This window comes from Pseudomonas frederiksbergensis (genome assembly GCF_003732705.1).
GTDB lineage: Bacteria > Pseudomonadota > Gammaproteobacteria > Pseudomonadales > Pseudomonadaceae > Aquipseudomonas > Aquipseudomonas frederiksbergensis_F.
Window position 1 is genome coordinate 140,755 of the sequence record NZ_MOBR01000002.1, and the last position, 13,087, is coordinate 153,841.

Below are 13,087 nucleotides of genomic sequence, written 5' to 3' on the forward strand. Positions count from 1 at the left end.
GATTACTGCGGACTTGCCCGCGTACTGGAGAGCAGCGACTTCAGACTCGCCGCCTTAGGTTTCACGAGCCAGAAACGACGCAAATAGTCATCGAGGTTTTCAGCGAGGTTACGACCCCATTCGCTGTCGGTTTCCGCGACGTATTCGTCCAGCACGCGTTGCAGGTGGCTGCGATAGGATTCCATCGCTTCGCCGCTGATCCGCTGGATTTCCACCAGTTCGTGGTTGACCCGGTCAACGAAGGTGTTGTCCTGGTCGAGCACGTAGGCGAAACCGCCGGTCATGCCTGAGCCGAAGTTATAACCGGTCTTGCCCAGAACGCAGACAAAACCACCGGTCATGTACTCGCAGCAGTGATCGCCAGTGCCTTCAACCACAGTGTGAGCACCGGAGTTACGCACGGCGAAACGCTCGCCCGCGGTGCCAGCGGCAAACAGCTTGCCGCCGGTGGCGCCGTACAGGCAGGTGTTGCCGATAATGGCGCTGTCCTGGGTCTTGTAGACGCTGCCCTTCGGCGGAACGATGACCAGTTTGCCGCCGGTCATGCCTTTGCCGACGTAGTCGTTGGCGTCGCCTTCCAGATACATGTTCAAACCGCCGGCGTTCCACACACCGAAGCTCTGACCGGCCGTCCCTTTGAAGCGGAAGGTGATCGGCGCGTTCGCCATGCCTTGGTTGCCGTGTTTGCGGGCGATTTCACCGGAGATCCGCGCGCCGATGGAACGGTCGCAGTTGCAGATATCCAGGGCGAACTCGGCGCCGCTCATGTCGTTGATGGCCGAGGTGGCCATGTCGACCATTTTCTCGGCCAGCAGGCCTTTGTCGAACGGCGGGTTGCGCTCGACCTGGCAGAATTGCGGCTTGTCTGCAGGGATGTGATCGCTGCCCAGCAACGGGGTCAGGTCCAGGTGTTGCTGCTTGGCGGTCTGGCCTTCGAGGACTTCCAGCAGATCGGTACGGCCGATCAGCTCTTCGAGGGAGCGCACGCCCAGCTTGGCCAGCCACTCACGGGTTTCTTCGGCGACGTAGGTGAAGAAGTTGATCACCATGTCGACGGTGCCGATGTAGTGGTCCTTGCGCAGCTTCTCGTTCTGGGTCGCGACGCCGGTGGCGCAGTTGTTCAGGTGGCAGATACGCAGGTATTTGCAGCCCAGGGCGATCATTGGCGCGGTGCCAAAGCCGAAGCTCTCGGCGCCGAGGATCGCAGCCTTGATCACGTCGAGGCCGGTTTTCAGGCCGCCGTCGGTTTGGACCCGGACTTTGCCGCGCAGGTCATTGCCGCGCAGGGTCTGATGGGTTTCGGCCAGGCCGAGTTCCCACGGTGCGCCCGCGTATTTGATCGAGGTCAGCGGCGATGCGCCGGTGCCGCCGTCGTAGCCGGAGATGGTGATCAAGTCCGCGTAGGCCTTGGCCACACCGGCGGCGATGGTGCCGACGCCGGCTTCTGCGACCAGCTTCACCGAGACCAGAGCCTTCGGGTTGACTTGTTTCAGGTCGAAAATCAGCTGCGACAAGTCTTCGATCGAGTAGATGTCGTGGTGCGGCGGCGGCGAAATCAGGGTCACGCCCGGCACTGCGTAACGCAGTTTGGCGATCAGACCGTTGACCTTGCCCCCTGGCAACTGACCACCTTCGCCAGGCTTCGCACCCTGAGCGACTTTGATCTGCAGCACTTCAGCGTTGACCAGGTATTCCGGGGTGACCCCGAAACGGCCCGTCGCAACCTGCTTGATTTTCGAACTCTTGATGGTGCCGTAGCGCGCCGGGTCTTCGCCGCCTTCGCCGGAGTTGGAACGCGCACCGAGGCGGTTCATGGCTTCGGCCAGGGCTTCGTGAGCCTCAGGCGACAGGGCGCCCAACGAGATGCCGGCGGAGTCGAAGCGCTTGAGCACCGATTCCAGCGGTTCGATCTCGCTGATGTCCAGCGCCGTGTCCAGGGTCTTCACCTTGAACAAGTCGCGGATCATCGACACCGGACGGTTATCCACCAGCGCCGTGTATTCCTTGAACTTGCTGTAGTCGCCCTGCTGCACAGCGGCTTGCAGGGTGCTGACCACATCCGGGTTGTAAGCGTGATATTCGCCACCGTGGACGAACTTCAGCAGACCGCCCTGCTGGATCGGCTTGCGCGGGCTCCAGGCTTCAGCGGCCAGGGCTTTCTGCTCGGCTTCGATGTCGACGAAACGCGCGCCCTTGATGCGGCTCGGCACACCACGGAAGCTCAGCTCGCAGACTTCTTCGGACAGGCCGATAGCCTCGAACAACTGCGCACCGCGGTACGACGTAATGGTCGAGATGCCCATCTTCGACAGGATCTTCAGCAGACCTTTGGTGATGCCTTTGCGGTAGTTCTTGAACACCTCATAGAGGTCGCCCAGGACTTCACCGGTACGGATCAGGTCGCCCAACACTTCGTAGGCCAGGAACGGATAAACAGCCGAGGCGCCGAAACCGATCAACACCGCAAAGTGATGCGGGTCGCGGGCGGTGGCGGTTTCTACCAGGATGTTGGAGTCGCAACGCAGGCCCTTTTCGGTCAAGCGGTGGTGCACCGCGCCGGTGGCCAGGGATGCGTGGATCGGCAACTTGCCCGGAGCAATGTGCCGGTCACTCAATACAACCTGGGTACGACCGGCGCGCACGGCTTCTTCAGCCTGATCGGCGACGTTGCGGATCGCCGCTTCGAGACCGACGCTTTCGTCGTAGTTCAGATCGATGATCGCGCGCTCGAAGCCCGGACGATCGAGGTTCATCAGCGAACGCCACTTGGCCGGGGAAATCACCGGCGAGCTGAGGATCACGCGCGAGGCATGTTCCGGCGACTCCTGGAAAATGTTGCGCTCGGCACCGAGGCAGATCTCCAGCGACATGACGATGGCTTCACGCAGCGGGTCGATCGGCGGGTTGGTCACCTGGGCGAATTGCTGGCGGAAATAGTCGTACGGCGTGCGCACGCGCTGGGACAGCACGGCCATCGGCGTATCGTCGCCCATCGAGCCCACGGCTTCGTAGCCTTGCTCGCCGAGCGGACGCAGCACCTGATCGCGCTCTTCGAACGTGACCTGATACATCTTCATGTACTGCTTAAGCTGGTCGACATCGTAGAAAGCCGAACCGTGGTCGTTGTCTTCCATCGTCGCCTGGATGCGCAGGGCATTCTTGCGCAGCCATTGCTTGTACGGATGACGGGACTTCAAGCGGTTGTCGATCGCATCGGTGTCGAGGATCTGACCGGTTTCGGTGTCCACGGCAAAGATCTGGCCCGGGCCTACGCGGCCCTTGGCGATCACGTCTTCAGGCTGGTAGTTCCAGACACCGATTTCCGAGGCCAGGGTGATGAAGCCGTTCTTGGTGGTGACCCAACGCGCCGGACGCAGACCGTTACGGTCGAGCAGGCACACCGCATAGCGACCATCGGTCATTACTACGCCGGCCGGGCCGTCCCACGGTTCCATGTGCATCGAGTTGTATTCGTAGAACGCACGCAGATCCGGGTCCATGGTTTCGACGTTCTGCCACGCAGGCGGAATGATCATCCGCACGCCACGGAACAGGTCGATGCCACCGGTGACCATCAGCTCGAGCATGTTGTCCATGCTGGAGGAGTCGGAACCGACGCGGTTCACCAATGGGCCGAGTTCTTCCAGGTCCATCAAATCGTTGGTGAATTTGGTGCGACGGGCCACGGCCCAGTTGCGGTTACCGGTGATGGTGTTGATCTCGCCGTTGTGGGCGAGGAAGCGGAACGGCTGGGCCAGCGGCCATTTCGGCAGGGTGTTGGTGGAGAAGCGCTGGTGGAACACGCAAATCGAGGTTTGCAGGCGCTGGTCGCTGAGGTCTGGATAGAAGGCGGTCAAATCCGCCGGCATCATCAGGCCTTTATAAATGATGGTTTTGTGCGAAAAGCTGCACACGTAGTGATCGGCATCGCCGGCGTTGGCCACGGACGAGCGACGACGGGAAGTGAACAGCTTGACGGCCATGTCCTGATCGCTCAGGCCTTCACCGGCGATGAACACTTGTTCGATCTGCGGCAGGCGCTCAAGGGCCAGGCGGCCGAGGACGCTGGTGTCGATCGGCACTTTGCGCCAGCCGACGAGGGTCAGGCCGGCCGCAATGATCTCGCGGTTCATGTTCTCGCGAGCGGCTTCGGCTTTCACCGGGTCCTGGTTGAAGAAGACCATGCCCACGGCATATTGCTTGGGCAGTTCGACGCCGAAGGTTTCCTGGGCAATGGCTCGCAGGAACACATCCGGCTTTTGAATCAGCAAGCCGCAACCGTCACCGGTCTTGCCGTCGGCGTTGATCCCACCGCGGTGGGTCATGCAGGTCAGGGCCTCAATGGCCGTTTGCAAAAGGGTATGACTGGGCTCGCCCTGCATATGGGCTATCAGGCCAAAACCGCAGTTATCCTTGAATTCATCTGGTTGGTACAGACCTGCTTTCATAGACACTTTCTCACCAGGCTGCCTCTTTTCGAGGCAAATTTCTTTTCAATTCAACCACTTGCCATCCACGCCGAACGTACGTCGGCTTTGCGGGGGCAAAAGGGAGGTCATTGTACACACCGACACTTACGCTCACAAATTTGACGACGAAATGTCGCAAATCTATGTCGCATTTGTGAAAGGTTTAAAGCGATATGCTGTGCTAGTCAAAACTTTTTTAATTTTGACCGCAACGACTCAAAGACCACTATGACGCAGACACCACAAGGCACGCGGCCTGTAGAGGCGGCATGCGCTTGCGGAATATTTTGAGGTGCCGGGAGAGGCGGCCTGGGTAAGGCCGCCGAATCATCAGCGAGCTGTAGCCAGTTCCTGTTGGACGCTGGCGACGGAGCGAGGCCAAGGTTTACCAGCCTGAACCTTCGCTGGCAAGGCCTTGATGGCGGTAACGGCTGCATCGCGGTTGGCGAAACTGCCGTAGGTGATGACGTAAAGCGGTTTGCCGTTGAGGACTTTCTTGAAGTAACGGTACTCGCCGCCCTGCTCCTTGACGAAGGTTTGCGCAGCGGCTTCGGAGCTGGTGCCGAGGATCTGCACCACATAGTTACCCGGTGCTTGCCCGGCGTACCAGCTGCCACCGGCGGCTTTGGCGACGGTAACCGGCTTCTCGGCCGGTTTGGCGGCAACCACAGGCTTGGCTGGCGCTGGCGCCGGTTTGGCCACGGGTGCAGGCGCAGGCTTGGCGGTGGCGACTTGAGTCGGTGCCGGAGCCGGTTTGGCGGCTGGCGTTGGCGCAGGACCTGGCTGGATGCCCGTAGGTGGCGCAACAGTGGTCACGGTCGGCGGTGTGGCGCTGGAGCCTTCGACCGGCACGCCGTCGTCGCCTTCAGTGATACCACCGGCCGCTTCGGCCAACGGGCTGCGCATGACCGGTTGCGATTGGCCGACCAGCGGCAATGGCATCGGCTGCGTATTGCCAGCGAACTCCACCGAAGGTGCGCCCCCGGCGGCATTTGGTTTTGGTGTGCCCAATGGCAACTGGGCCTGTTCGTTGGCCGGAGCGCCGGTGGTCGGTGTCTTGCTGCGGCCCGGCATCAACCAGGCGGCGGCTACCGCGACCACGACTACGGCGGAAATCGCCAATACGTGTTTCTTCGGCATGTTGAACCCCATACTTGGACGCTTCACCGCTGTGCGGCTGGCAATCATGGCTTCGATCATCGCATCGCGGGCGACCTGGTTGATGGTGCCAGGCCAACCGTCGGAGCTTTCGTGAATATCAGAGATCTGATCCGCGGTAAAAAGTTCGATACCCCGACCGGCGCCTTCGAGACGCTGATCCAGATATTCGCGGGTTTCTTCTTCGGTGTACGGCTGCAATTCGATGACGTGGAAGCGCTCTTCCTCGAGGCTCAGCGCCTCCAGTTGCGCAATCAGCGACGATTCGCCGAACAGGAACACATGAGGGCGACCCTCCGGTGCACCGGCCGCCAAAGCCATCAGGGCTTCCAACGCGGACTCGTCAAGTTGCTCGGCGTCGTCCACCAGCAAATAGACTTCCTGCCCGGTCAGCGCGAGCTGCACCACTTGGGCCAGAATCGCGCCGATCTCGGCCTGGGCCACATTCAGCGCCTGGGCAATTTGACGCAGCACACCTGCGGCATCGCCGGCGCCACGGGCGGAAACCACCACGCTTTGCACGGACTGCTTGTTGGTGCTGGCCACCAGGGCCTGACGCAACAGGGTCTTGCCACTGCCGTGCGGGCCGGTGACCACCAGCAGCAACTGGCTGTAGCGGGCCAGGTGATGCAGTTGTCCCAGCACCGGTTTGCGTTGGGCCGGGAAAAATTTGAAGCCAGGCACCCGTGGAGCGAAAGGGTCATGACTTAACTGGAAATGGCCGAGGAAAGCCTCGTCGGCATGCAAACTAGTCATCGGGATCTTATTAACCTTTAAGCTGAGCCAGGGCGCGGTAATCCGCTCCCAGCGTGGCCTGTAGAACCTCTTTCGGATAATCGTCGGTCACCACCGCTTCGCCCATATGGCGCAGCAGCACCAGGCGCAAACGACCGTCGATCACTTTCTTGTCAATTGCCATGTGTTCGAGAAAATCGGCTTCAGTCATCTCTTCAGGCGGGATGACCGGCAAGCCGGCACGCTGGAACAGACGAATGCCGCGATCTCGCTCCTGTTCGCTGATCCAGCCCAAACGTGCGGACATTTCCAGCGCCATTACGGTGCCAGCAGCGACCGCTTCACCGTGTAGCCACACACCATAGCCCATGTGGGTTTCGATGGCGTGGCCGAAGGTGTGCCCCAGGTTCAGCGTGGCGCGCACGCCGGTTTCTTTTTCATCGGCGCCCACCACTTCAGCCTTGGCCTCGCAGGAGCGCTTGATAGCGTACGTCAGGGCGACCTGATCCAGGGCGCGCAGGCGATCGACGTTTTCTTCGAGCCAGGTAAGGAACGGCTCGTCGCAGATCAACCCGTACTTGATGACTTCCGCCAGGCCCGCAGAAAGCTCGCGAGCCGGCAAAGTATTGAGGGTGGCCGTGTCGATCAGCACCACATTGGGCTGATAGAAAGCGCCAACCATGTTCTTGCCCAGCGGATGGTTGATCCCGGTCTTGCCGCCCACGGAAGAGTCGACTTGCGACAGCAACGTGGTCGGCACCTGGATGAAATCGACGCCGCGCTGGTAGCAGGCGGCAGCAAAACCGGCCATGTCCCCAATCACGCCGCCACCGAGGGCGATGACCGTGGTGCGGCGGTCGTGCCGGGCGGTCAGCAGACCGTCGAAAATCAGTTGCAGGGTTTCCCAGGTCTTGAAGGCTTCGCCGTCGGGCAGCACCACCGAGACGACTGAAAACTGTGCGAGGCTTTTGGTCAGACGTTCGAGATAGAGCGGCGCCACGGTCTCGTTGCAGATGATTGCCACTTGCCGCCCGCGAACATGCGGGGCCAGCAACTCGGGCTGATCCAACAAACCTTCGCCAATATGAATCGGGTAGCTGCGCTCGCCTAGATCGACCTTGAGTGTCTGCATGTGTCCCCACAGTGAAGATGGAATCAGGCGTCCTGCCTTGAGTTAACAAATGTGCGCGGCGTCTGCTGGTGTGACGCCGTTTGATAGCCATCCGCCACAACCTTGAGCGGCCATGACAGGACGCCGAGGATAGCGCATTTCGCGCTGCGCTTTAACGGGGAGGAAGCTGCTGCAAGCGTTCAAGGATGTCGAGCACCACCATTCGCGGCGGCCGCTCATCGGTTTCCACCACCAGATCGGCGATTTCCCGATAAAGCGGATCGCGGATCGCCAGCAGATCCCGAAGGGTCTTGGCCGGATCGGCGGTGCGCAACAAAGGACGATTGCGGTCACGCGACGTGCGGCCGACTTGCTGCTCGACCGACGCGTGCAGATACACCACGCGTCCCCCGGCGTGCAGGGCCCGACGATTGGCTTCGCGCATCACTGCACCGCCGCCGGTCGCCAGCACTACGCCGTCGCAGGCGCACAGCTCTTCGATCATCGCTTGCTCGCGATCACGAAAGCCGGGCTCGCCTTCCTTATCGAAGATCCACGGGATATTGGCGCCCGTGCGCAATTCAATTTCCTTGTCGGAATCTTTGAATGGCAGGCGCAGCTCTTTGGCCAGCAAACGACCGATGGTGCTTTTTCCAGCACCCATCGGTCCAACAAGAATCAAATTTCGCACAGAATCAACGACTCACAGCAATCGCCTGGTTATTCATGATACGCGGAGTGAGAAATACCAGCAGCTCGGATTTTTTCTCCGAAACCACGTCACGCCGGAAAAGGCGGCCAAGATACGGCACATCGCCGAGAAATGGCACCTTATCTACAACCTTGCTCTGAGTATTTGAGAAAACCCCGCCGATGACGATGGTCTCGCCGTCGTTGACCAGCACTTTGGCGTTGACCTCGTTTTTCTTGATCGGCGGTACGTCCTGCACTTTGTTGAGGTAATCCGGTTCATCCTTGGTGACCTTGACCTCCATGATGATGCGGTTATCCGGGGTAATTTGCGGCGTCACTTCCAGGGACAGCGAAGCCTCCTTGAACGACACCGACGTCGCACCGCTGGAGCTGGCTTCCTGATACGGAATTTCGGTGCCCTTGAGGATTTTCGCGGTTTCCTTGTCGGACGTGACCACCTTGGGTTGCGAGACGATTTCGCCGTTGCCGGTCTTCTCCATCGCCGTCAGTTCAAGGTCGAGCAGCACGTTGTCGGTGATGAAGGCGATGCCGAGCCCCGAGGTATTGCCCGCCGTGCCCATATCGACGAACGGCGAGTTGGTGCTGGTGCTGCCGGGCGTACCGATGGTGGACGACGCGTTGGCGCCATTACTGACACCCGAGGTGTTCCAGTTGCCTTTGTTCTGGATCGACCCGCCCCAGCGCACGCCCAGACTCTTGTCGTAATCGACGTTGGCTTCGACGATCCGCGCTTCGATCATCACCTGGCGCACCGGTATATCCAGTTGCGCGACGATGCGCCGAAGCTCGTCGAGGCGGTCCTGGGTCTGGTAGGCGATGATGTTGTTGGTGCGTTCGTCGACGGTGATCGAGCCCCGCTCATCGACTTTCGCCTCGGCGCTGGTCACCGAGGTGAACAGTTTGGCGATGTCCGCAGCCTTGGCGTAGTTGACCTGCAACAGCTCCCGACGCAATGGCGCCAGCTCGGCAATCTGTTTCTGCGACTCCAGCTCCTGACGCTCACGGGCGGCGATTTCATCCGCTGGCGCGACCAGCAAGACGTTGCCGATCTTGCGCTTGTCCAGACCCTTGGTTTTCAGCACCAGGTCCAGCGCCTGGTCCCACGGCACGTTCTGCAAACGCAAGGTAATACCGCCCTGCACCGTGTCGCTGGCCACCAGGTTCAGGTTGGTGAAATCGGCGATCAGTTGCAGCACCGAGCGCACATCGATGTCCTGGAAATTCAGCGAGAGTTTTTCACCGGTGTAGGCAAAGCGTTCGGCGTTGCGCTTCTGCAAGTCGTCGGCAGTGACCGGGCGGATGCTGACGGTCAGTTTGTTGTCGGTCTGGTAAGTCGAATATTCGAAGGCGCCGCTGGGTTCGATGCTGATCACGGCGCGGTCGCCGGTGGCACTCGCGTTGACGAACTGCACCGGAGTGGCGAAATCCTTGACGTCCAGGCGCACGCGCAACGGATCGGGCAATTGGGTCCTGGCAAAGCCGAGGAAGATCTTGCCATCGCGCTCCTGGATGTCCGGCGCAATGGACGGATCCGACAAGTCGATCACGACGTTGCCTTCACCCTGAGTGCCGCGCTGGAAATCCACGCCCCGGATGGCTTTGCCCACGGGCGCATAAGCCTTGGCGGGAGCCGGTTTTGCGCTAGCGGCTCGCGGCGCACTGGTGACCGGTTTGGCCGCCGCGCCTTTAGCACCTTGCCCTACGACCACAAACAGATTGTTGCCTTCAACCCTGGAGCTGTAGGGCGCCAGTTGGGTCAGGTTGATGATCAGTCGCGTCCGGTCCTTGGCCTCCACCACCGTGGCGCTGCGGGCATTGCCGCCGCCCAGGTCACGATTTTTATTCGCCAGTTTGCTGACCACCCCCGGCAGATCCAGTGCAATACGCGCCGGCGATTCGGTGGTGTAGCCGTGGGGCGGCGGTGGTGGCCCGTCGAAGGTCAACTTCAACTCGACACGGTCACCCGGCAGCGCGGCGACATCCAGCGCATTAAGAGTGGCCGCTTGTACCATCGGCGACAGCAGCGCTATCCATAGCGAAATACCGAGGGTTGAGAAAATCCTGTTCATTATTCGAGTTCCACTATGAGTGCTCTTTCAAAGGGATGGTCCGCGGCCGTTCCAGCCAGGCGCCTTCGCCATCGGGAACGATTTCGACCACATCGACTTGCGAGCCGCTGATGGCGACGATCCGCCCATCGTTACGCCCCAGGTAATCGCCGACTTTCAACCGATGCACCCCGCCCGCCCCGCGCAGTAGCGCAAAGGAACCGGAGGCATTGGAGATCGTGCCGACCATTTCAAACTGCTCGATGTTGAAACCTTCGAGGTACTGCTTGGCCCGATTGGGGTCAGGCTTGACGTTGCGCGATCCGTGCTTCTGGCCGGTCAGGTCGATTCTGACCTGTCGGGTAAACGGGCTGCGCAGGTTGGCGGCGCTGTAGGTGAATGTGGGGTAAGACCGGAATGTGGGCGTTGGTTCAATCTTGCCCGGTGGACGCAGGCGCACTTCGTTCAGGTACGCGTCCAGATCGCCGAAGCCATTGTCGCCACCGCAACCACCCAGTCCGGCCAGCAACACAACCAACGGTAAACAACGAATCGGGGTCATTTTTGCAACCCCTTGTCGTTGTAGCGGTAGGTCTTGGCGAGGATGCTCATGCGCAACTTCGTACCGCCGTCGGGATTGGCCGGCGCAAGGTCGAAGTCATGCAAGGTGACGATACGCGGCAGCCCGGCCACGCCACTGACGAAGGTCGCCAGGTCGTGGTAAGCGCCGGTGACGGTGATCTGGATCGGCAACTCGATGTAGAACTGCTGGGTGACTTCCGGCAGCAATTTGATCTCTTCGAATTCCAGACCGCTGCCCAGGCCGGTGCGGGTGATGTCCTCCAGCAGGCCGGGGACTTCGGTGTCGCTGGGCAATTGCCGCAACAGCACGCCGAAGGAATTCTCCATCTCCTTCATCTGCTGGGTATAGAGCTCCAGGTTCGCCGCCATGCTGGCCTTGCTGGCGAATTGATCCTTGAGCGTCGACTCTTCCGCGCGCTTGAGATCGAGTTCGCTTTCCAGATCGCTGATGTAAAAGTTGTAGCCCAGCCCCAGCACCAGAACCATCAGCAGAATGCCCGCCGCCGCCTTGATTGCCGGGGGCCAGGAGCCGATGTTGTTGGTGTCCAGATCGTTGATATCGATCTTGCGCAGCCCTTCGAACCATTCGGATGGCCTCATTTAGCGACCTCCATCGTGGCCGGTTGTGTCTGACGAACGGTCAGCTGGAAAACGTTGGCCTGGTCCAACTGACCGGCGGTCGTCGCCTTGACCTCAGTCAGGCTCGGCGCGTCGAACCAGTCCGAGGCATCGAGATTACGCATCAGCTCCGACACCTTGTTGTTCGACTCGGCTGCGCCAGTGATCGCCAACGTCTTGCCCTGCATTTTCACTTCAGTGAAATACACCCCGTCCGGCAGGGTACGCGCCAATTGATCAAAAATTCGCCCGCTGATCTGCCGGTTGCCTTGCAGGTCCTGGATGATGCGCATGCGCTCCACCAGTTGCTGGCGCCGAGCCTTGAGGTCGCTGATTTGCTTGATGCGCTCGTCGACGACGGCAATCTGTTTGCCAAGGTACTCGTTGCGGGCCGCCTGCTGGTTGATGACGTTGCCAATGACCTGATCGGCAATCAGGACCAGGCCCACCGAGCCGACCAGCACACCCACCAACACCAATAGAAAGCGCTTGCGACGCTCTTCGCGCAGTTCTTCACGCCAGGGTAAAAGGTTGATCCGTGCCATCAGTCGAAACTCCTGAGGGCCAGACCGCAGGCAATCATCAACGCGGGTGCATCGCTGGCGAGGGCGCCGGCGTTGACCTTGCTGCTCAGCGCCATGTCGGCGAAGGGATTGGCGACCTGGGTCGGCGTGCCCAGCCGTTGCTCGATCAGCCGATCGAGCCCGGAAACCGAAGCGGTGCCGCCGGCCAGCAGGATATGGTCGACCGCGTTGTACTGGCCGGACGCAAAGAAAAACTGCAATGAACGAGAAACCTGCTGCACCAGCGCCTCACGAAACGGCTGCAACACCTCGCTGACGTAATCGTCCGGCAAGCCGCCCTGCTTCTTCGCCAGCCCGGCCTGCTCGACGGTCAGGCCATAGCGACGCTGGATTTCTTCGGTGAGTTGGCGGCCGCCGAACAATTGTTCGCGGGTGTAGATGATCCGGCCGTTGTGCAGCACGCTCAGGGTGGTCATGGTCGCGCCGATATCCACCACCGCGACGGTCGGGCGTTCTTGATTGGAGGCGAGTTGGGTCGCCAACAGACCAAAGGAACGCTCCAGGGCGTAGGCCTCGACGTCCACCACCTTGGCGGTCAGCCCGGCCAGGGCCAGGGCCGCCTCACGGACCTCGACGTTTTCTTTTCGACAGGCGGCAAGCAAAACATTGACCCGTTCGGGGTTGCGCGCCGATGCGCCCTGGACTTCGAAGTCGATGGCGACTTCGTCCAAGGGATAAGGAATGTATTGATCCGCCTCGATCTTGAGCTGGTTTTCCATCTCGTCGTCGGAAAGCCCGGCGTCCATCTCGATGGTCTTGGTGATCACCGCCGAACCGGCCACGGCCACGGCGACGTTCCTGATCCCGGTCCGGGCCTTGAGCAGCACGCGCGACAGTGCCTGGCCCACGCCTTCGAGCTCGGCGATGTTTTTCTCGATTACCGCACTGGCCGGCAGCGGTTCGACCGCATAGGCTTCGACCCGGTAGCGGTCGCCCTGACGGCTCAGCTCCAGAAGCTTCACCGACGTGGAGCTGATGTCGATCCCCAGAAGCGTTCTGGTCTTTTTATTGAAGAGTCCTAGCACTACCAATTCCCTATGACTATCCGTGAGTTACGGACTCTGTAAT

9 protein-coding genes are annotated in these 13,087 nt (G+C 60.6%); all 9 read right to left on the reverse strand.

The window, feature by feature from the left end:
- Positions 1-2 precede the first annotated feature (2 nt).
- On the reverse strand, positions 3-4,448 hold the full coding sequence (gltB, locus tag BK667_RS01320; RefSeq protein WP_123511072.1) for a glutamate synthase large subunit: 4,446 nt from the start codon (positions 4,446-4,448) through the stop codon (positions 3-5).
- Positions 4,449-4,799: 351 nt separating this feature from the next.
- Positions 4,800-6,383 (reverse strand): AAA family ATPase, encoded by a 1,584-nt coding sequence (locus tag BK667_RS01330; RefSeq protein ID WP_123596594.1) that lies wholly within the window; start codon positions 6,381-6,383, stop codon positions 4,800-4,802.
- Between the two features lie 10 nt (positions 6,384-6,393).
- Positions 6,394-7,494: a 3-dehydroquinate synthase gene (aroB, locus tag BK667_RS01335; RefSeq protein ID WP_123596595.1), complete on the reverse strand. Its 1,101-nt coding sequence runs from the start codon at positions 7,492-7,494 to the stop codon at positions 6,394-6,396.
- 151 nt (positions 7,495-7,645) lie between these two features.
- Positions 7,646-8,164: a shikimate kinase AroK gene (aroK, locus tag BK667_RS01340; RefSeq protein WP_123402540.1), complete on the reverse strand. Its 519-nt coding sequence runs from the start codon at positions 8,162-8,164 to the stop codon at positions 7,646-7,648.
- Positions 8,165-8,168: 4 nt separating this feature from the next.
- Positions 8,169-10,256, reverse strand: a complete 2,088-nt coding sequence (locus tag BK667_RS01345) for a type IV pilus secretin PilQ (RefSeq protein ID WP_123511078.1) — start codon at positions 10,254-10,256, stop codon at positions 8,169-8,171.
- Between the two features lie 13 nt (positions 10,257-10,269).
- The gene (locus BK667_RS01350) at positions 10,270-10,797 is read right to left on the reverse strand and encodes a pilus assembly protein PilP (protein ID WP_123596596.1); all 528 of its coding nucleotides are present in this window, start codon (positions 10,795-10,797) and stop codon (positions 10,270-10,272) included.
- Positions 10,794-11,417, reverse strand: a complete 624-nt coding sequence (gene pilO / locus BK667_RS01355) for a type 4a pilus biogenesis protein PilO (protein ID WP_123511082.1) — start codon at positions 11,415-11,417, stop codon at positions 10,794-10,796. Before pilO ends, BK667_RS01350 begins: the two co-directional genes overlap by 4 nt.
- Complete coding sequence (locus BK667_RS01360; RefSeq protein ID WP_123596597.1) at positions 11,414-11,980, reverse strand: PilN domain-containing protein; 567 nt, start codon at positions 11,978-11,980, stop codon at positions 11,414-11,416. The genes pilO and BK667_RS01360 overlap by 4 nt, the downstream gene beginning before the upstream one ends.
- Positions 11,980-13,044: a pilus assembly protein PilM gene (locus tag BK667_RS01365; protein ID WP_123511086.1), complete on the reverse strand. Its 1,065-nt coding sequence runs from the start codon at positions 13,042-13,044 to the stop codon at positions 11,980-11,982. Before BK667_RS01365 ends, BK667_RS01360 begins: the two co-directional genes overlap by 1 nt.
- Positions 13,045-13,087 lie beyond the last annotated feature (43 nt).